16 protein-coding genes and 2 pseudogenes are annotated in these 20177 nt (G+C 43.2%); 9 read left to right on the top strand and 9 right to left on the bottom strand.

The window, feature by feature from the left end; translation table 11 throughout:
• Positions 1–95: 95 nt before the first annotated feature.
• A pseudogene (locus AADH33_RS07405) lies at positions 96–1310 on the top strand (IS256 family transposase).
• Positions 1311–1585: 275 nt separating this feature from the next.
• Here the strand turns inward: AADH33_RS07405 and AADH33_RS07400 are convergent.
• From AADH33_RS07400 to AADH33_RS07385, 4 genes are all read right to left on the bottom strand, one after another.
• Positions 1586–2164, bottom strand: a complete 579-nt coding sequence (locus AADH33_RS07400) for a biliverdin-producing heme oxygenase (protein WP_290165007.1) — start codon at positions 2162–2164, stop codon at positions 1586–1588.
• A 142-nt stretch (positions 2165–2306) separates the two neighbouring features.
• On the bottom strand, positions 2307–4793 hold the full coding sequence (locus AADH33_RS07395; protein ID WP_348548457.1) for a TonB-dependent hemoglobin/transferrin/lactoferrin family receptor: 2487 nt from the start codon (positions 4791–4793) through the stop codon (positions 2307–2309).
• A 236-nt stretch (positions 4794–5029) separates the two neighbouring features.
• Entirely contained in the window at positions 5030–5470 is a 441-nt protein-coding gene (locus tag AADH33_RS07390; RefSeq protein ID WP_045456021.1) for a YbaN family protein, read from the bottom strand.
• 766 nt (positions 5471–6236) lie between these two features.
• Positions 6237–6440 carry a hypothetical protein gene (locus AADH33_RS07385; RefSeq protein WP_193030879.1) on the bottom strand — a complete coding sequence of 68 codons (204 nt, stop codon included), beginning with the start codon at positions 6438–6440 and terminating at the stop codon, positions 6237–6239.
• 341 nt (positions 6441–6781) lie between these two features.
• Here AADH33_RS07385 and AADH33_RS07380 point away from each other — a divergent pair, with 341 nt between their 5' ends.
• Positions 6782–7129, top strand: a complete 348-nt coding sequence (locus tag AADH33_RS07380) for a type II toxin-antitoxin system RelE/ParE family toxin (RefSeq protein ID WP_348548456.1) — start codon at positions 6782–6784, stop codon at positions 7127–7129.
• 1 nt (position 7130) lies between these two features.
• The gene (locus tag AADH33_RS07375; protein WP_348548455.1) at positions 7131–7433 is read left to right on the top strand and encodes a helix-turn-helix domain-containing protein; all 303 of its coding nucleotides are present in this window, start codon (positions 7131–7133) and stop codon (positions 7431–7433) included.
• A 260-nt stretch (positions 7434–7693) separates the two neighbouring features.
• On the opposite strand, the gene AADH33_RS07370 is transcribed toward AADH33_RS07375, so the two are convergent.
• On the bottom strand, positions 7694–8122 hold the full coding sequence (locus AADH33_RS07370) for a hypothetical protein (protein ID WP_348548454.1): 429 nt from the start codon (positions 8120–8122) through the stop codon (positions 7694–7696).
• A 366-nt stretch (positions 8123–8488) separates the two neighbouring features.
• On the opposite strand from AADH33_RS07370, the gene AADH33_RS07365 reads away from it, so the two are divergent.
• The 5 genes and pseudogenes from AADH33_RS07365 (at position 8489) to AADH33_RS07345 (ending at position 11849) form a co-directional block, all read left to right on the top strand.
• Positions 8489–8839, top strand: coding sequence for an IS630 transposase-related protein (locus AADH33_RS07365; RefSeq protein ID WP_348548453.1), 351 nt, complete (start codon positions 8489–8491; stop codon positions 8837–8839).
• Between the two features lie 117 nt (positions 8840–8956).
• Positions 8957–9310, top strand: a pseudogene (locus tag AADH33_RS07360) (transposase); the annotation flags it as partial.
• 128 nt (positions 9311–9438) lie between these two features.
• A complete protein-coding gene (locus tag AADH33_RS07355) occupies positions 9439–9696 on the top strand; it encodes a hypothetical protein (protein WP_348548452.1) in 258 nt (85 codons plus the stop codon).
• Positions 9697–10096: 400 nt separating this feature from the next.
• Positions 10097–10960, top strand: a complete 864-nt coding sequence (gene rsmA / locus AADH33_RS07350) for a 16S rRNA (adenine(1518)-N(6)/adenine(1519)-N(6))-dimethyltransferase RsmA (RefSeq protein ID WP_348548451.1) — start codon at positions 10097–10099, stop codon at positions 10958–10960.
• Between the two features lie 52 nt (positions 10961–11012).
• A complete protein-coding gene (locus AADH33_RS07345; RefSeq protein ID WP_105245641.1) occupies positions 11013–11849 on the top strand; it encodes a symmetrical bis(5'-nucleosyl)-tetraphosphatase in 837 nt (278 codons plus the stop codon).
• 80 nt (positions 11850–11929) lie between these two features.
• Here AADH33_RS07345 and AADH33_RS07340 read toward each other — a convergent pair whose 3' ends face one another.
• Together AADH33_RS07340 and cadR are read right to left on the bottom strand one after the other, a co-directional pair.
• Positions 11930–12262 carry a YnfA family protein gene (locus AADH33_RS07340; RefSeq protein WP_105245643.1) on the bottom strand — a complete coding sequence of 111 codons (333 nt, stop codon included), beginning with the start codon at positions 12260–12262 and terminating at the stop codon, positions 11930–11932.
• Positions 12263–12316: 54 nt separating this feature from the next.
• Complete coding sequence (gene cadR, locus AADH33_RS07335) at positions 12317–12727, bottom strand: Cd(II)/Pb(II)-responsive transcriptional regulator (protein WP_075101032.1); 411 nt, start codon at positions 12725–12727, stop codon at positions 12317–12319.
• A 181-nt stretch (positions 12728–12908) separates the two neighbouring features.
• Here cadR and AADH33_RS07330 point away from each other — a divergent pair, with 181 nt between their 5' ends.
• Complete coding sequence (locus tag AADH33_RS07330; RefSeq protein ID WP_348548450.1) at positions 12909–15053, top strand: heavy metal translocating P-type ATPase; 2145 nt, start codon at positions 12909–12911, stop codon at positions 15051–15053.
• Between the two features lie 292 nt (positions 15054–15345).
• Here AADH33_RS07330 and AADH33_RS07325 read toward each other — a convergent pair whose 3' ends face one another.
• A complete protein-coding gene (locus AADH33_RS07325) occupies positions 15346–17811 on the bottom strand; it encodes a site-specific recombinase (RefSeq protein ID WP_348548449.1) in 2466 nt (821 codons plus the stop codon).
• A gap of 371 nt (positions 17812–18182) precedes the next feature.
• Positions 18183–19967: an acyl-CoA dehydrogenase C-terminal domain-containing protein gene (locus tag AADH33_RS07320; RefSeq protein WP_075100912.1), complete on the bottom strand. Its 1785-nt coding sequence runs from the start codon at positions 19965–19967 to the stop codon at positions 18183–18185.
• Positions 19968–20177 lie beyond the last annotated feature (210 nt).

Raw genomic sequence — 20177 nt, 5'->3', positions numbered from 1 at the left:
GCAATATAGCAGCACATGACCCCAAGCCGATAACAATAGGGGAGTTTCCCAAACTCTGTGTAACTGCTTATAATCCATTAACAGGAGAATAAGCAATGACTACTCAATCTGACCTTAAAAAACTGGCCGAGCAAATGGCTGGTAGCATGAACAGCTTTGATGACATCAAAGACTTTCAAAAGCAGCTCATGCAATCTTTTATCGACACTGCCTTAGAAGCTGAGATGGAAGACCATCTTGGATACCCCAAGCATGAAAAAGCAGACAAGCCTAATAAGCGCAACGGTCATACTAAAAAGACCGTCCGTAGCGACACAGGCGACCTTGAGATCTCCACTCCAAGAGACCGTGATAGCAGCTTTGATCCTGTACTCGTCAGTAAGCATCAAACCCGTATTAGTGGCCTTGATGACAAGATCATATTCCTTTATGCCAAAGGTCAAACCACCACTGAGATTGTAGAGAGTATCAAAGAGCTTTACGACGTCGATATCTCAAGCTCTCTTGTCTCAAGAGTCACCGATAATATATTAGAGGACATCACCGCTTAGCAGAACAGGCCGCTGAGCAGTGTTTATCCTATTGTCTATTTGGACTGCATTGTCGTTAAGGTACGCCAAGAGAAGCAGATCATCAACAAGGCTATATATCTGGCGCTAGGTGTGGGACTTGATGGTAGAAAAGAGCTGCTTGGCATGTGGCTATCAGAGAATGAGGGTGCTAAGTTCTGGCTAGGCGTTCTCACTGAATTGCAAAACCGCGGGGTGCAAGATATCCTCATTGCCTGTGTTGATGGTTTAAAGGGCTTCCCCGATGCCATCAATACCGTTTACCCCAACGCTCAGGTTCAGCTGTGTATTGTGCATATGGTACGCTATTCGATGAAGTTCGTGCCGTGGACAGATAAGAAGGCAATAGCGGCTGATTTAAAGGCCATCTACGGCGCTGATACCCTTGAGATAGCAGAGGCCAATCTTGAGCACTTTGATGAGGTGCGGGGTGATAAGTATTCGCATGTGGTTAAGTCTTGGCGTAATAACTGGGAGGGCTTAACGGTGTTCTTTGGCTACCCTAAAGACATTAGAAAAGTCATATATACCACCAATGCTATTGAGTCGCTAAACAGTGTGATTCGGACAGCGGTGAATAAGCGTAAGGTGTTCCCGTCTGATCAGGCAGCGTTTAAAGTGGTGTACTTAGCCACCCAGCAGGCATCCAAAAAGTGGTCGATGCCTATTCGTAACTGGACGTCTGCTCTTAATCGCTTTATGATTATGTTTGATGATCGTATCAGCAGGCATTTAATCTAAATGGCAGTTACACAGAATTCGGGATGGGCTCAAAAGAGAGCTAGACCGCCCCAGGATTGACCTATACTTTAACTTCCGTACTATAGCTTTGCTTTTTCTTAGTCATGGCAAACTCCTCATCGAGTCGTTAGTTTACTAAGTTTATTTATACGGTTTCCTCAGCATAGCTCAGTGATTACTCAATATGGCATTAAAAAACCGAACGTCTGCTTTAAGGCGCGTTCGAATTACATTGATGACCATGTATGTCAGCAACCATTCAATCTAAATGACCGTTACACCGTTTCTTCAGCATAATTTACTTGTCGAATGACCCTTTTAAAAAATGCAAAGGCATCTTCAGCTCCTTTTAATGCTTGTTGGCGTTGTGTTAGTGTCAATTCTAAGCCATCTAATTGCTCTTTAAATTTACGCCAATGCACCATTCTGCCATCTTTATGTGCAGATAGGTGTTTTGCACCATGAGTACTTGTAAGTTCAATTTTTTGAGCTTCTTTATATAAAATTGCGGCGCCTAAATTTGAACCTTCAGAGCAATAAAGCCAACCAATAGATTCAAACTCACTTGGACTAGGTATAGCCTCATCGACTAACATAGTCTTAACGTGAAGGTCTTGCATGTCCATGGCTACTTGTTCTAAGCGTGATAGACTATTAAGTCCCTTAATCTTAAGGTTTAAGCTGGGATTCTCATAGATAGGTTGCAAAACTTCGTGAAAAGCATTTTGTGCTTGTAAAAATTTACTGTAATTTTCTATAGAGGCAAATGGTTCCATAGATAAAACGAGCATGTCAACACTATCATGTGTTTGGCGGGAGTGCTTTTTTAATGCTTCACTAAGAGGTAAGTTCATCACTGTTTCCTATATTTATTAATTTAAGGGGCGCTCTCCCATTTCATCCTATTTAGTTAGCTTTTTTTAGATTGAGCGCACGCCAAAATATTTTTGGGTTTTTATTGATAGTTTTTTATGTATTTTATCCAAGACATATGGGCTAAAATTCGTAGGTTAACCCTACTTTGTAATTTCTTCCTGGTGCCGTAAATCTTTCAATGCCAACTCCTTGGTCATCTACCATAGAGTTGACGTTTAATTCTGCTAACGAACGCAAGTTATCCCACGGAACATATTTAGCATCAAATAAATTAAACACCCCTGCTGATAGTTTTAAATTAGAACCTAATTTTTTACTCCCATAAACATCATATACATAAGCCGATTTAGACTTATCAATGTGCTTATAAGGAGCAATGACATTTTCATAAGGCATGTTATAACCATTTGATTCTAAGGTAGCTACTTTTGCGTCTTCAGCATGTTTTCTGCCTAAATACCTTAGATTCGCAGACAGTTGCCAATCTTTTTTAGGTGATTCATATCCTAGCCCTAACGTTGCATTTAAAGGCTGAGTCGCAAGCAGGTTGGTTCCTTTGTCAGTTTTATCTTTGGCATAATTTAAATTAGCAAATACCTGAATCTCTCCTTCTGTATCAGCAAGCTGTCCAACATCCCATACGCCTCCTAAACGCAATCCATAAGTCTCTGCATCCCCAATATTTTGGGCGCTGAGTATATTTATAGAAAGGGGTGAACAAACCGGTTGGCCGGTCGAATAATCTTCATAGCATCGTTGTTGTTCCTCTTGAGAATTCAACAAGCTGATAAAGTCACTATATTTGGTATAAAACCCTGTGGCTGTAAAGCTTAAATCTTCAAACTGTCCAGACAAACTGAGTTCATGATTGAGAGATTTCTCAGGCTTAAGATGAACATTGGGTGTCAAGCTGTTTCCCATCATCTCAAATGCTGAATACATTTGGCTGGTAGCAGGTGCCATGAATCCAGTAGACAGCTGATACTGGGTCTGTAAATATGGGCTAAGTTTGTAGTTTATGGAAAACATCCCTCCTATATTGTCCATTTTCTTATTGTGGTCAAACTCGCCATTCTCATAATCAATACGTACCGGATAATATTTGCTCGCCTTCTCGATGGCTTTTTTATTGATTTCATCCATATAAGGTTTGTAGTTGTAATTGTCATATCGAAGCCCAATCGTCGTATCGAGCTTTTCCGTTAAATTTATTTTGTCTTGAATGGCCACATTGAAGATATCTTGCTTCACTGAGGGCCCAATAAAATCGTACCAAGAACTGGGGTTGCCTGAAGAAGGAATATAAGTTTCTTCTAAAGTCAATCTATGGTCCGTCTTTGCATATTTTGTATTAACTGACAAAGTATGAGAGCCTAGCTTCTCAGTTTCTAACGGTAAGCTTGTTGCCTCTATACTTAGTTGTATGGTTTTGTCCTCTTGAGGCCGATGCTTCACTCCATCTACCCTATAAGAGTCAGATCCCCATACTTGGCTATAAGTTTCTGTATTAGCCACTCCTGTAATTTTTTGCTGAGTTAAAGTGGTATTGACCTCATCTATGAACTCACTAGTAATAGGTAGGTATCTATGACTGATGCCATAACTTTCTAATTCTGCAGTATCCTTACCAATTCTTGAAGCAAAAGTCTTTCTGGTAAAGTTATTGGATACTCTATCCGTTTTTTGTTTAGTGGCATGAAAACCTAATCGGTTTTCTTCGTTCAAATGGAGATATAACTTTGCTAACGTTGCCTCTGTTGTATAACTTAATGGGTCAGGTAATATTGCTGCTGTATTAGATCTGTATCCTGTAGAGGGATATTTATAGTCTGGATCATTGATAAAATCATAGGCAGGATCTAGTTTGTTTTTATCGAAATCTAACATTCGGTGATTTTTTGTTTCATGTCCTTCACGATGCACATAATTAATTATTGCCTCAACCTTATCGTTTTTCCCTGCTAAACCAAAAGCGTTACTAAATTCTTCATTGCTATTGCTATAACCTGTTTTGATATAACCACCAAGTTGACGATCAGGTCTTATTAAATCTTCTGGGTCTTTGGTCTTGAAACTAACAGACCCTCCCATTGCACCACTACCAGAATTAAAAGAGTCCGCCCCGACTTCAAACTCCACCTCTGACAGAAGCTCTACATCGGGTGAAAATCGACCCTCAAACATATATCCATAAGCTGAAAATATTTCACTGACTTGCTTATCTGGCAAGCTAACGCCATCTAAGTTTAAAGCTACCCTATTGCCATCTACCCCTCTGATGGCGTAGCCATTGCTACCATATCTTCCTGCATCTGCCACACTTATATCAGGGTTATAACGGACTAAATCTTTATCACTGTCAATTAGGTTGTCTGATATCGTCTTGGCCGTTTTAAGGTCGTCCCCTACATTTATAGGGGGCTGCTTATTAGCATAAACAGTTATCGTGTCCATATGTAACATCGGTAAGTTTTCTTCTTGGTGCTGAGTATCCGCAATGGCTGATTGATACATCAAAGTTCCAACAAGAATACTTAATAGGGTTTTAGACTTACCTTTAAGACTAGGTATATATATCGACTTCTTATAAGTTGAATCCTCGTGCATTCCAAATTTCCTATAGTAAAAATAAGCACAATTTTCTTCACATCAGCCTCGTCGTCAAAGGAAATAATATTAATTGTTAATAACATTGCTGATAGTTTCTTCATATAATAAAACAATATAGTTACGTTGTAAACGATAATCATTAACAAATAGGAAAATATATTATCTTAGAGTATTTTACTTTTTGCAAAGGCTTAGCAAGGAGTCAGGAAAACGTCTTGTAATAGTAGGAAAAATTAAGCGTCCGGCAGTCGAGACATCCACACAGTAACAGTGATGCATATTGCGCATGTAACCCAAGCAAGCCACTGCAAACTATCAGAAAATCGGTAAAACAACATACCGCATGACATAGCCATCATTGACCAAGCCAAATATTTTGCCTTACGAGGAATAGCTCGATGCTGCTGCCAGTTCTTTACCATTTCACCGAACACTTTATGTTTGAGAAGCCACTGATTGAATTTATCAGACCCTTTAGCCCAGCATGCTGCCGTTAGTAAAATGAAAGGGGTGGTAGGTAATACTGGAAGAATAATACCGACTAAGCCTATGAAGAAGAAAAAACCGCCTAGCGCCATAAATAATATTCGTATTATGCGGTTATGATGAATTTGGTTGAGCATTACTTTTTTTTGTAAATTCGATGAATTTGTTGAAGGTTGCACATTGTTCATAAGAAAGTAGCTCGATAGTTAAAGAGTAGCAGCCAGTTATTTAGCGAACTGCGAATATTTTTATTAGAGAATAAACTGTATTTGCAGGTAGTTTTTTACAGATTATTGTAAATGATAATCATTCAATTATCAAAATTATGATGTGTTACTACCCCAATCATTCCAATGAATGAGTGTTTTACGATTTATATTGAATATTTTTGATAAAAGTAGGGCAGTATTTTTTTATGTGAACTAATAGATACTTATATTACAGACCTATACTATCAATCCTGTAGAACTTGACTTAGGGGGTTTTATTTACGCAGTCTGATAATGAAAGTCAAACCACATTTTTCTTGGCGTTCTATAGGCTAATGATAGGTTTTCAGGTGTACTCACTGGTTTAGTATTACTGTAATATGTATATTATTTTGATTAACTATAAAAACCCAAGGGGACAGCATTGGACAATAAAAGATTTTTTATACGAGCAATTGGGATTTGCGGTTTAATTTTTATTTTATCCACGATGGTTGCTGCTAGGTTTTTTTAGTATGGTGACTGAATAGACCACGGTTAGCAGTCGTTGCAGCGTGTTTTATTGAGTTTAGTTCCTATGCTAGAACACAAACTGTCGGCTGTACGTCCAGTTTTTACGGGCTTTCTTATTATTTATTTTTCTCAATATCAACACCCGCGCCAACAATCAGTTTTTGTTCCGCCTAATTACTGTCTTTTTAGGGTTCGTCAATATAATGAAGGTGTGCTGATTTTTAGCAGACCATCAAAAATTTAAATCATCGAGCGACTCAATGCCAATGACTTTACCTGCTATCAATCCCCTAACAAATCCTTTTGTCAGCTGCTCGTTCTCTGCTTTGGTTATTTTCTTGCTGTCGGTATCAATCGTAACCGCGTCTAACCAGTCAGTGTTAACAGTAGGGTCTTGATGATAAATTACTTGTCTTGCTTGCTCTGATTTATACAAAGTTATTTTTCCTTTAAATCGTGATTATTGCGCTGTAAAGGCATTGAACTCTTAGTCGTTTCCCAAGTGTTTTAGTGGTCTGTAGACTTCTCTGATTGTATTTTAACATCATTTGCGTATTGCTATCTTGGTTTGAATATCAGGTTCTAAGTTGTCCGAAAATAACTAAAAACAAGTATCGTTATACGATAGAAAATACTATCACTATTAAGAATAGGTTGTTAAGAGCTGATCATAATGTCATAAGCCAGTAACACGACGCGCTAAAGCTGCTCGTTCTAATTGCAGACTGTCTCGATTAGCTGTATTATATAGATTGTAATCTATATATTGGTTTTTATATGTGGACTGTCATCACAACAGAGCTGTTCAACCAATGGTTTGATCAGCAAGATGAATCAACGCAAGAAAAAGTACTGGCAGCTTTGATGGTTTTAGAACAACAAGGCCCAAGCTTAGGTCGCCCTTTAGTGGATACTGTGTATGATTCGAAATTTACCAACATGAAAGAGTTACGTGTTCAGCACAGAGGTAAGCCACTCAGAGCCTTTTTTGCCTTTGACCCAAAGCGGCAAGCTATTGTGCTTTGTATTGGTGATAAGGGTAATAGAAAGCGTTTTTATAAAGAAATGCTAGCCACTGCAGACCAGCAGTATGAGTGTCACCTCAGAACTTTAGGAGATCCATAACATGACTAAGACATTACAAGAGATGTTAGCTGAGCGCTCTTTGGATAGCCAAGCGCGTATTAAACAACTGGCAGAGCAACTGCTTTTAGAAAACCAGCTGTCTCGTATCCGTGAAGAGTTAGAGTTCTCTCAAAAAGAGCTGGCTCAAACAATGGGTATTAAACAGCCTTCATTGTCTGCTATAGAAAATCGCGGCAATGATCTTAAAATATCGACCATGAAAAAATATGTTGAGGCTATGGGTGGTAAGCTTCGTATCGACGTTGAGTTGCCAACAGGGAAGCATATAGGCTTTAATGTGTAACAATGAATTCAAATGATTCAAGCGCTAATAAGCCACCTTCTTATGGGTGGCTTATTTATTACTAAGAATAGGCTAATGTTATTAGAAAAGCATAGCAACCAGCCCCTTAATTCAAAAACTTGTTATAGATGGTTCCATATTAATAGTCTGTTTTAAGTGGTCTGTTAATAGAGTTTTGGCACTTTTTAGTTGGTTCTGCTGGGGCATGCTATTTATTCAATAAGATAGCAGCCTTTTCCGATACCACTTAGGCTTATCTTCTATGTGGGTGCAGTTTCTATTGCACCGGCAACAGCACAACCCTGATATGTTCTACCTGCATAGCTTAATGTGGCAATAAATTCATTTTGATAGCCATTGTCATCAATACAAATATTTTTTCGTATATTCAAAATAATAGGTTGCCCGTTTACTGTGCTCTCGTATTCGAAGCCGTTAGTATTAGCAGAACCCACTACTACAACTGTAATAGGCTTTAAGAAATCTGCTTCTACACTTAATTTATTTCCTTTAACCACTGTCCGCCAACTTTTTTCTTTATTGCCAAAAGCGGTAAATGCCGCTGATGCTACCGGCATTTCCATTGTAGATTGCTGACTAAGATCCGTGGTTTCGACTCGATGGTTATTACACGCCACTAGAGCTAAGCTGCCCGTTAAGCATATTGTCGTTAGAAGCAAAGAACGCATAATTTTCCCTTTGAATATAATGAGAGAACACTGCTATCTAGCAGTATTCTCTTGGTTTACGTGATGAAATTCAGATTTTGGCTACCATAGTTTGATTTGCGGTAGGCTAGCGCATTGACTCACACTGTTCATTACAGGTAACGCCCATTAATACCTTACCGATACACTCTTTATGTTAGTAATTCTAATGTAACATATCTATAAAATTTAACAGTGTGAAGTAAGTTAAAATCGGTATTTTTTACTGCTCGGGGGTTTATAATATGAAAAACTTAACTGCTGCTATTCTACTTGCGCTTCCTATAGTCAATTTCACTTAAAAGTGTTATAAACTAAGTATCAAACTTAATTGTTATTATAAAGACCATGACTTACTCGCTAGATTTTCGCAAACAAGTTCTTAAAAGTATAGACGAGGGTATGACCTTTGCCGAGGCGGCTAAATTCTATAACCTCAGCCCAACCACTATACAAAACTGGAAGCGGCGTGTTCATAGTAAAACAACCAGGCAAACCAAACCCTATAAAATACCAGATGACGTGCTACTTAATGATGTGAAAGAACATCCTGATGATTACCAGTATGAGCGAGCCCGTCGTTTAAACTGTAGTAAAACAGGCATTCATCATGCCCTAAAGCGCCTAGGCATCAGTCAAAAAAAAGACCTTAGAACATCCAAAGGCTTGTCCGATAAAAAGAGCGATATATCACAGTAAGCTTAATAGCTTTAGGCAGCAAGGCTATCCCATCGTCTATATGGATGAAAGCGGCTTTGAGCACGAGACCATCCGCTCTCATGGTTACGCGCCTATTGGTAAGGTAAAAAGCGAACCAACGTTATCAGTGCTCTGTATAACAAGATGCTGTTTGCACTAGATTACTTTGAGACAAACATCAACAGCATCGTCTTCTATCACTGGTGCAAACACAAGCTAATCCCAACTCTTAAAACCAAATGCGTGATTGTGATGGATAACGCCAGATTTCATAAGAGTAAGCGTATCCAAAAACTACTGAACAGACATGGTCATCGTATATTATGGCTGCCGCCGTACAGCCCAGACTTGAACCCCATCGAAAAGAAATGGGCACAAGTGAAGTTTCTACGCCAAGGCTGGATGGAAAACGACTTATCCAAATTGTTTTATGATGTTTGTCCTAACCATAACAATTTTATTTTGAACTGACTATATTCTAGTAGTAAGCCCTACAGTCATGGCCGCATCTTCAGATGCAGTGGCTAAAACTGTTAATGTTCAATTTAAAAAAGGTGCCAGCTCAGCTAACTATTACGGAAAACTAAAAGGCAATAAGTATGATTCCTATACATTTTACGCCAAAAAAAAACCAAAGGCTTTCTGTCAAAATAGCGGGAGGGAATGTAGATCCTTATTTATTCCATAAGAATCTATCAGACTCTGTTGACGTAGGAGAGTATGCACCTGAAGTGGACGATCAAGGTTATTACACGCTCCCATATTCAGGTAAATATGAGTTACGTATTCTTCAGCCACGCTCTCAAGCTTCTAGAGGAAAAACACCTGCGTATTGGCTAGAAGTATCTATTTTATAGTTATATAAGCTTAATATTATGATGCTGACCTACGCTATCACATATACAGATAGCAATACACATGCTGAGTATTGCTATCTGTATAGCGCACCGAACATAAATAAAATTTGCACGGTAAGTACACTGGGACTATTTCAGCGATTTGAAACATGGATACTATTAACCTCCAACCAAAGGTTCAAGTCCTCACTAGGGTACCGCCCTTATTCACATTATGGTTCTTATGTTAGATGGTTCGAGAACAAAAAGCTGCCGTGTTGATTGTGCTAGATTGTACATGGTTTATAGATAAAATATCTCAAAAACACGCCCTAATTATGAGCTGTGTTATAATTTACCATTATAACACCAGCACATTGCTACCATCTCTCATTTATCTTTTATCCATTAAGACCTTTTTATGTCCAAAACTACTTTTGATGCTCAAAGCCTTGCTTCCAGTCTACGCACTGCCAAACACCAGCCGCGCAAACGTTTCGGTCAAAACTTCTTGCATGATACCAGCGTTATTCGCCAAATCGTCGATAGCATTCGTTTAGAGCGCGACGATAATTTGATTGAGATTGGTCCTGGTATGGGCGCTTTGACTGAGCCGCTATTGGCAGAAGTTGATGCGATGACGGTGGTGGAGCTGGATCGTGATTTGGCAGATAGCCTGCGTATCCGTATCGGTGCCAACAGCCATCCGAACTTTACTATCATTAAAGACAATGCCATGCACGTCGATTATCGCGAGCTGTATAGCGCTGAGCGTGGCAAGCTGCGAGTGGTGGGCAACCTTCCTTATAACATCTCCACACCGATACTTTTTCATCTGCTTAGCTTTGCAGATGTCATTCAAGACATGCATTTTATGCTACAAAAAGAAGTGGTTGAGCGTATCACCGCGGATGTCGGTAGCAAGACCTATGGCCGTCTATCGGTCATCATGCAGTATCACTGTGATACCGATTATCTACTGACAGTGCCACGCGGTGCGTTTAATCCACCACCTAAAGTCACCAGCGCCGTGTTTCGCTTGACCCCGCATATTGACAAGCCAGTGGTGGCAGAAGATGAAGAGTATTTTGCTATCGTCGTTCGTGAGACTTTCAATCATCGCCGGAAGACATTGCGCGCTATCTTTAAAAATTCGACTTTGTTGCCGACGCTAAGCGAAGCGGACTTTGCTGCCTGTGTCATCGATCCGCAAGCCAGACCTGAGACGCTGAGTGTCCAAGACTTTGTCGCGCTAAGCAATCACTCGCGGCATTTGCTTGTATAGCAAGACTACTGTTTGTTGGTTATGATTTTATAGATTGATTTGTTGAGGGGTTATGGGGTTTCGTCATCAGTATGTCATCGGCGATTTGCAAGGTTGTTATGCCGCTTATCGTCAATTACTAAACACGTTAGCATTTGACCCGACCCAAGACAAACTGTGGTTTGCAGGTGACTTGGTCGCGCGCGGTGAGGATTCGTTAAGCACGCTGCGCCATGTCAAGTCGCTGTGTGAGCAGGGCGCAGCGGCGACCGTGCTAGGCAATCATGATATCAACTTGATTGCGGTCTGGCGCGGCGCGGCAAAGCTCAAAAATAAAGACAAGACCGCGCCGATTTTTGCTGCTGAAGATTGTGATGAGCTGCTAGAATGGCTGCGTCATCAGCCAGTATTGGCTTATCCTGATGAGTATACGGTATTGGTGCATGCGGGTGTGCCGCCGCATTGGAGCATCGAGGCTGCGTCTGATTACGCGCGGCAGTTAGAAGCCGCGCTGCAAAGCAGTTTGCCGCAGCTGGATGCGCTATTGCCCAACCTATATAGCAAGACAGCTGATAAGTGGCATGCACAGATAAGCGGCTATACTAAGCTGCGTGCGATTGCTAATTACTTCACACGTATGCGCCTATGCAAACAAGATGGCACCTTAGAGTTTGACTTTAGTGCAGGGCTGCAAGAGCCGATGCCTGATGACTTCGCGCCGTGGTTTGAATGGCAAGTACCGCGTACGCGTAAGATACTCTTTGGTCATTGGGCTGCGCTCAAAGCCGAGGTCGATCTGCCACATGCACGTGCGCTAGACGGTGGCTGCGTATGGGGCAATCATCTACTGGCTTATCGCTTGAGCGATGGTAAGGTTGTTACCTCAAGCGCCCACTGTCCAAGCTTGTGACGAGACGATAGTTAATTTCGTTTTGGGTGTCTGTTAATAGGCTTGAAGAGAGCAATGACAGTCGCCAATGGGGTATTGCGCTATGTAGTGCGCGGTGCAAACATGATAATAGCCATGCCTAGCAGTGCCACTGATGTGCCTAAGATGTCCCACGCCGTTGGTTGAATACCATCGACAGCCCATAACCATAGAATTGCAATCGTTACATACATACCACCGTAAGCCGCATAAACCCTACCAACGGCGGTTGGATGTAAAGTTAGCAGCCAAACAAAGGCGGTCAAACTAAGGGCGCTAGGAACAAGCAGCCATATTGACTTACCTTCTCTTAGCCATAAATATGGCAAGTAGCAACCTACAATCTCTGCTAGTGCAGTAATGGCAAAAAGCCCGACAGTTTTTAATTCAGACAAAATTATTCCTTTGATTATTTATAATGTAGTGTCTAAACAATACGGCTGATGTCTCTACTGATGACAAGAATTATCAGCAAGAGCATTTAATATCCCACAGGATACTGCGGGTGCGCTAGATAGGCATTTTTTTCGCAAATCCATTAGATGCTGTTTTAACTGCATCAACTCTTCAATACGAACTTCTACCGCCTCAATATGCTCATCCAACAAGGCATCTACATTGCCGCAGTCTCTGTCAGGCTCATCCCAGTATTGTAGTAACACCCGTACTTCATCCAACGTCATATCAAGCGTACGACAGTGCAGGATAAACTGTAGACGCTCGATGTGCGTGTCATTATATAAACGATAATTGCCTGCACTGCGTGAAGGCTCAGGCAACAATCCTTCCTTTTCATAGTAACGAATGGTTTCTACTGTCGCGCCTGTGCGTTTAGCAAGTTCTCCGATTTTAATCAGCATAACTGCCTCTTGAGCATTAAACATTAAAGTAACTATAAAGTTTAATGGCTAATAAATCAATGTTATGACGTTAAAGACGAAGTACCTTGACTCTAAAGCCACTATAGGGTTCATAATAGATTTATTAAAAAATGCTTATAGCAGCACAAGTTATCAGGACAACGCATTAGGAAAAATAATTATGCAATATCATATTGAAGGTATGGACTGTGCCAGCTGCGTCGGTAAAATCGAAACGGCGCTCGCTCGTATGCCTGACATCTCTGATGTACAGCTTAACTTTGCCACCGAAAAGTTAACGCTAACACTGGCTCCTGATGGAGAGACGCAATTTAGTGACATCGAAAAAACCATTAAGCGCCTCGGGTTTGGTATATCTGCCATAACGGATCAATCAACCGCAGCAAATAGTAGCCGTCAGTCCGCTACAGAGCAGCCACGTTGGTGGCAAAGCGGCAAAGGTAAGCGAGTCATTGGTCTTGGTGTGTTGATGAGCGCCGCTTACGCGCTATCAGTGGTTTTTTCTGATTATGGCATGTGGGCATTTGCTGTTGCCGTCATTGTGGGCGTGTCTCCTTTTGCTCGTAAAGCCTTTGCCTTAGCGTCGACCGGCACGCCTTTTTCGATTGAGATGCTGATGTCGATTGCGGCAATTGGTGCGCTTATTATTGGTGAGCCTGCAGAGGCAGCAGCAGTGGTATTCTTATTCTCAGTCGGCGAGCTACTAGAGAGCGTGGCTGCTGATCGCGCGCGTGCTGGCATTAGGGCTTTGGCGGCACTGGTGCCAAAGACTGCGATTTTACTTGACGCACAAGGCGGGCAGCGCGATGTACCGGCATCTTCATTACAAGTCGATGATTTGGTGCTGGTACGTCCGGGCGATAAGGTATCTGCTGACGGCATTATTACTCAGGGCGCATCTAGCCTTGATGAATCGCCCATCACCGGCGAGTCTATCCCCGTTGCCAAAACAGTAGGCGACGAGGTGTTTGCAGGCGCCATCAATATGGAGGGCGCGCTGCACATACGCGTAGAAAAAACAGCCGCTGACAATACCATTGCACGAATCATTGAGCTAGTGGAGCAGGCACAAGCCTCCAAAGCGCCCACTGCGCGTTTTATTGAAAAGTTTAGCCGCTACTACACGCCAGCAGTGATGGCGATTGCCGCTTTGGTTATCGTTACCCCGCCGTTAGTGATGGGCGGGGAGTGGGCAACTTGGTTATATCGCGGTTTGGTATTATTGCTCATTGCCTGTCCTTGCGCCCTCGTCCTATCCACACCGGCCGCTATCGCCTCGGGTCTGGCTGTTGGGACGCGCCGCGGCCTGCTAATCAAAGGTGGGAGCGCGTTAGAAACCATTGGTCGCGTCAATACGGTTGCTTTTGACAAGACAGGTACGTTAACGGAAGGCAAGCCCCGCGTGACCGACGTTATCACCTTTGCCCAGCAGTATATGGATGCTCAAGATGAAAATGCGATATTAGCGCTGTTTGCCAGTGTTGAGTCCGCCTCTAACCATCCGCTTGCAAAAGCCATCATCGATCACGCCAAAGCGGCCAGTATTGCTATACCAGTAGCGTCTAAGGCTCATGCGACTGCAGGTAAAGCTGTGCATGCAACAGTAGCTGGACGCTCTTTAACCATCGGCTCTCCTGTATATGCCGCCGACCAAACCTCAATAACCGCCAAACAAAATGCCCAAATTGAAGCGCTACAAAATGAAGGAAAAACGGTGTCGGTACTGTTCGATGAGCAAAACCGTGAGGTGCTCGGGCTAATCGCGCTACGAGATGAGTTGCGGGACGATGCCAAAGAAGGCGTAGCACAGCTTCATGCAATGGGGGTTCGCTCCATGATGCTGACGGGCGACAACCGCCTTACTGCTCAAGCGCTTGCTAGTCATCTAGATATAGAGTGGCAAGCTGAGCTGTTGCCCGAAGATAAGCTGCGTTTGATAGACGAGATGAAGACTAAAGCCCAAATAGCGATGATTGGTGATGGTATCAATGATGCGCCAGCGTTAGCGACTGCCGATGTCGGTATCGCGATGGGCGGTGGTACTGATGTCGCCATTGAAACGGCTGACGTCGCTTTATTAAAAAGTCGCGTGACCGACGTCGCTCATCTGATTGCATTGTCGCGTGCAACCTTATCTAATATTCATCAAAACGTGATTTTTGCGCTGGGCCTCAAAGCAGTGTTTTTAATCACCACGGTACTCGGTATCACTGGTTTATGGATCGCGGTATTGGCTGATACTGGCGCAACCGTGCTGGTTACACTTAATGCTTTGCGTTTAATGCGTTTTAAAAACGTCCATTAGCAAACGCCCTTAATACAACGAGATATTGAATATATGTAATGTTTAGAGCGTGTCCTTACTTCAATAGATAATCATCTAAATGGGTTAAAGATGGCTAACTCTGGCCAAATGCTGTCAATTAGCTGACTAATAGCTCGATATTCTCTGTGCTGTGTTCGTTGTTTGATGACAATGTTTGATCAAAATGTCTAATCACAATGTTTGGCTGCCATTCATCTCATTTTTATCACCATTTTTAAAATAAGGGCACGCCCTATATAAACCCCAGTTCGGAATAAGCAAAGTGCCCGTATTAACTGGGCAGTTTTGGTGGTTTTTTGGGTTTTGGCAGTGGCGTTTTGGCATCGCCTGCAGGCTTGCTATCAGGGGCGCTCATGCTTTGGTCAGCACTATTTTGGTCAGTACGATGGCGCTGGTTTTGCGCGCTACTATCAGCTGACAGATTGTTGGTTTTGCCGTATTGAATATCATTGGCGTACGGCACACTGTTTAGCTCTTCATCGACGAGGCCGTCATCTAAGTCGATGACTTTTTTTGGCGGTGCATGCGGCTGTATATGATCGCCTTTTGGCTGATTGGCGTAGTATATGTCGGTGCTGGTCTGCGCATTTTGTGCCCCTGCCTGTTTGGACTCAGGCAGTATTCTGACATCGGATAGGCGGCGTACCACATAGTTACTTGGGAGGGGTTTACCGCTTTTTTGTGCCGAGGTGTCATCAAATATCATGTGTCCTTGGCTATCGATACGCGCATATTTCATGGGCTTGTCACGTGGCCAAAAAAAGTCAGAAGGATGACTGATAATGTGACCAAACACCAATTTGGTCAAACGGCCCCATTCAAAGAAACGTACTTCTTTGGAGCGTAGCGCGACAAACAGCGCCAGAGAAAAACTGACCATCAGGTTGACGATGCCGATTAGCGCCACTCCTAGGATCGACAATAAAATCACGCTCCAGCTGATTTGGTCGGCGGAGATATTAAACAATCCATGCGCTAGGTTGGCTGAGGCAAAGGCGATATGGCGGATATCAATCGGTAGCCCAAAGATAAAGCCGATGGTAGCTGTACTACCCAAAAACACACCGAACAAAAAGTTGCCCATGATAGCGCCGAGGTTGGCCTCGACAAAACCGCCCAGCCGCTGGAGCCAAGATTTGGGCAGTACGTATTGCAAGAGTCGATGCCGCTGGATACGCGCCCCGACATGGTTATAAACCGCCAAATTATCGTAATAGCCTGCAATCAGACCTGATAAGAATAAATAAACCCCAGCGATGGCAGCATGAGGCAGAGCCAATGAGCGAAAAGGGTCAAGGTCGTGCAGGAGGTGCTCAGCCTTGGTGGTGTCGATCATCGGTGCGCCTGTGTACTGTAGCCATGCAAACGAGATAATCAAAGCAACTGGGATAGCCAGCATGACGTTACCCATGATAGCGATAAACTGCGTGCGCAAAATGTCGACCACCAGCTCTGAGAGCTTGGTCAATTGCCGTGATTTTTTGCCCGAGCCGTCCGATATCGTTGAAGCGATGGCCGCAGCAGTCATGGCCGGCTGCTTGGTGGCGACTGTGCCGCGAATGACATGAATGAATACAAAACCCAAGCCATAAATCATACTATTAACAAACGCGCGTCCCATTGGCGCTAAGGCCAATTGATAGGCCAATATTTTGATGGTAGCCATAAAGGCAATGACAAAACCACCGATAGAGGCCTTTTTAAACATTTTTTGATAGCCAGCTTTATCGGTACTGATATAGTGCTCACCAACGCGGCTGGCGTTTTCTGTGACTTTGCGCGATAGCAGTTTGGTATTGTTATCAATCAAATAGCCAATACTATAGCGGCGATTGGCCGTGGTAATCAGCGTCTGCACCAGCTCAATCACCGCATGATCTCGCTTTTGATGATCATCGGTCACAAGCTCGGTCAAGATGCGCATGCGCTGCAGGCTTTGATCAAGGCGCAGCATCATGTTGGTCAGACGAATAGAGATACCTGTTTTATAAATGCGTTTACGTACGGTGGCGACGATGCCTTCGCATTGCTCAAGCATGACCAGCAAGGGCGCTGGGTCTACGGCTTTTTCGGGTGTGATGTCTGTCAGCGTATCTAGCTCATGGGCTTGGCGATACTGATTGACAAACAGCACGGCTTCTTGGTTTTGGGCGACAAAAGACGCAGAGTAGTTGAGTATCTGAGGATACGACTCCATCAGATCGGGGTGCAAGCCAATGCCGCTAATACGGTACGATAAGATAATAATGGCGTTTAATATGTTGTTTTTGGCGGTAGCGACTAGGTCCAGATGCTGCTCATTGACTTTTAATAGCTCGACCAGTGCATCCCACTTGTCGCGCTCGATGTTGGCCAGCCAGCGTTCATCAGAGCGCTTATTAAATAAATAACCCACCAGTTCAACGACGGAGTCTTCTTGCGGCAATAAAGGCAAAAACCGATGCCCAATCAGCCGGCGCAGACTGTTAAAAAACCCTTGATCCGACATGATGCCTGTGTCGGTGTATAGCGCAATTTGTCGATACTCGATAATGAGCTTTAACACAAAGCTGGCCAGCCCATCTGCATACTCTGGATGCTGACGTAGGATGTCGATTAGTGATTGAATGTTTTGATTGGCTAGGGCAGGCTCTCTATCACTGACGCGCAGCTCATTTATCAAGCGCTTGAGCACCACCGGATCGGGCACATCACTGAGCGCAGTAATCTGTTGCAAAATGCGTTTTAGTTCTGACACGTTGCGTCCTTTATTATGAGAGGATTTATTATAAGCGGTTTTTATTATTTAAGAGTCATCAAAGTTGCTGGGCGACCAACGAGCGGCACACCATCAGACAAGTATCCTGCGTTATTTTAATCATAACGATAGTTCGGTGGTGAATTATTTTGTTAGCAGTTATTTTTACTAGGGCGTATCCTAAATACAATCGACAGTCACCTAAATGGACTAAAATGGCTAAATATTATCAAACGGTGTCAAATCACTCACGAATATATTGATATCCATAGCATAGACCTATAACACAGACCAAATGATTTGGGCAAAAAAAGGGACAGTCACCTAACTGTCCCTTTTTTTATATGTATTAATGTACCAATCGCGACCGATTAGTTGGCAGGTACATCAAAATAATCAAGATCAAAGTTCATCATTGGGTCACTACCAGCTTTGACCATCTGTGCATGCGCATTGATACGTGGCAAGATACGGCCAACGAAATAATCAGCAAGCTTGGCTTTGTTGGTGTAGAACTCACCCTCTTTGCCATTAGCGGCCTCGACCATCAAGGCAAACATATACGAGTAGGCAAGGTAACCAAAGGCATGCATATAGTCAACCGCGCAGCCGTTGATTTCGCTCTTACGCTCGCTGATATTGCTCAGCACTGTGGTGGTCAGCTCTTCGATGGTGTCAGCTGCATCTAGGGTGGCCTGCTTGATGCCATGATCGGCCTGCATGTTGTTGACAAAATCACGAATCTCACCTAAGAAATGAGTGACATATTTGCCGTTATTTTTTGCCACTTTACGACCGAGTAGGTCAAGCGCTTGAATACCGTTGGTGCCTTCATAGATCTGCGCGATACGAGTATCACGGACGATTTGCTCCATGCCCCATTCGCGGATATAGCCATGACCACCAAATACTTGCTGGCAATCAACCGTGGCTTCTAGTGCTTTGTCGGTTAAGAAGGCTTTGGCAACTGGCGTCAGTAGGGCAACACGTGCAGCAGCGGCTTGAGCGGCCTCTGGGTCAGTACTAAACTTTTCTTCGTCAAGGTTTTTGGCGACATACATGGCAAAGCAGCGTGACGCTTCGGTGTTGGCTTTGGCATTTAGCAGCATGCGGCGCACATCAGCATGATGGATGATGGCATCGGCAGGCTTTTCTGGGCTTTGGATTTGGGTGTCACTACGACCCTGACCACGATCATTGGCGTATAATGCTGCGTTTTGATAAGCCAGCTCAGAGCCACCAAGGCCTTGTAGACCCATGGTCACACGCTCATAGTTCATCATGATAAACATAGAAGATAAGCCGGTGTTTTCTGCGCCCACCATCCAACCTTTGGCGTTATCAAAGTTCATCACGCAAGTCGCTGAGGCTTTGATACCCATCTTGTGCTCGATAGAGCCAACCGCCAAGGTGTTGCGCTCACCCAAGCTACCATCTTCATTGACCAAGAATTTTGGTACGACAAACAGTGAAATGCCTTTTGAGCCTTCTGGCGCATTTGGAGTTTTTGCCAATACCAAGTGAATGATATTGTCAGTGAGGTCATGCTCGCCGCCAGTGATAAAGATTTTGGTACCAGAGATATTGTAGCTACCGTCATCGTTTGGCACGGCTTTGGTTTTGATGATGCCGAGGTCAGTACCAGCATGTGGCTCAGTCAAGCACATAGTGCCTGACCATTCGCCGTTATACATTTTTTCTAAGTAAGTTTGTTTTTGCTCTTCAGACGCCGCCGCGTTGAGGCAAAGCGTCGCGCCAACAGTTAGGTTAGGGTAGAGGGCGAAGGATTGGTTGGCGGTAAATACCATCTCTTCGGTCAGCATGGTAACCATCTTTGGGAAACCTTGACCGCCGTACTCAGCATTACCACTCAAGCCCACCCAGCCTGATTCAGCATACTGCTTATAAGCTTCTTTAAAACCAGTAGGCGTGGTGACAACGCCATCACCCTCAAAGGTTGCGCCTTCTTCATCACCGCTACGGTTGATAGGCAACAAAACGTTTTTTGACAGCTTTGCCATTTCTTCTAAAATCATATCGACGGTTTCCATATCGACATGAGCTAGGTTTTCGTTATTTTGCCAAAACTCAGGCGCATTAAATACATCGTTTAAGATAAAGCGCATGTCATTAAGAGGGGCATTATAAACAGCCATAAACATTCCTTTGGTTCAAATAAATAAAAGTTAGAGCGATGAAAATAAGAAGTGCCAAACGTGTGGATTGCTTTTTGAGGTCATCTGCGCGACTCATAATCAAAGCAACGGCTAAGCAAAGTTTAACAAATAAGCCTATGAGCGGGTGTGTTTCTTCGTGAATTATGCGTACACTAAAATATAATTGACCAACAAAATCGGCAACACACC

The organism is Psychrobacter sp. KFRI-CH2-11, assembly GCF_038239325.1.
Lineage (GTDB): Bacteria > Pseudomonadota > Gammaproteobacteria > Pseudomonadales > Moraxellaceae > Psychrobacter > Psychrobacter celer.
Note: the sequence above shows the minus strand (reverse complement) of the source record. Positions and strands in the feature narration are given on the sequence as shown.

Coding starts and splice junctions, on each gene's coding strand:
- AADH33_RS07400 (WP_290165007.1), bottom strand. CDS start 2,164: ATGAACTTACCTCTTAGTGAAGCATTAAAAAAGCACTCCCGCCAAACA.
- AADH33_RS07390 (WP_045456021.1), bottom strand. CDS start 5,470: ATGAACAATGTGCAACCTTCAACAAATTCATCGAATTTACAAAAAAAA.
- cadR (WP_075101032.1), bottom strand. CDS start 12,727: ATGCTGATTAAAATCGGAGAACTTGCTAAACGCACAGGCGCGACAGTA.
- AADH33_RS07395 (WP_348548457.1), bottom strand. CDS start 4,793: ATGCACGAGGATTCAACTTATAAGAAGTCGATATATATACCTAGTCTT.
- AADH33_RS07380 (WP_348548456.1), top strand. CDS start 6,782: ATGTGGACTGTCATCACAACAGAGCTGTTCAACCAATGGTTTGATCAG.
- AADH33_RS07370 (WP_348548454.1), bottom strand. CDS start 8,122: ATGCGTTCTTTGCTTCTAACGACAATATGCTTAACGGGCAGCTTAGCT.
- rsmA (WP_348548451.1), top strand. CDS start 10,097: ATGTCCAAAACTACTTTTGATGCTCAAAGCCTTGCTTCCAGTCTACGC.
- AADH33_RS07345 (WP_105245641.1), top strand. CDS start 11,013: ATGGGGTTTCGTCATCAGTATGTCATCGGCGATTTGCAAGGTTGTTAT.
- AADH33_RS07355 (WP_348548452.1), top strand. CDS start 9,439: ATGATTCCTATACATTTTACGCCAAAAAAAAACCAAAGGCTTTCTGTC.
- AADH33_RS07330 (WP_348548450.1), top strand. CDS start 12,909: ATGCAATATCATATTGAAGGTATGGACTGTGCCAGCTGCGTCGGTAAA.
- AADH33_RS07320 (WP_075100912.1), bottom strand. CDS start 19,967: ATGGCTGTTTATAATGCCCCTCTTAATGACATGCGCTTTATCTTAAAC.
- AADH33_RS07375 (WP_348548455.1), top strand. CDS start 7,131: ATGACTAAGACATTACAAGAGATGTTAGCTGAGCGCTCTTTGGATAGC.
- AADH33_RS07365 (WP_348548453.1), top strand. CDS start 8,489: ATGACTTACTCGCTAGATTTTCGCAAACAAGTTCTTAAAAGTATAGAC.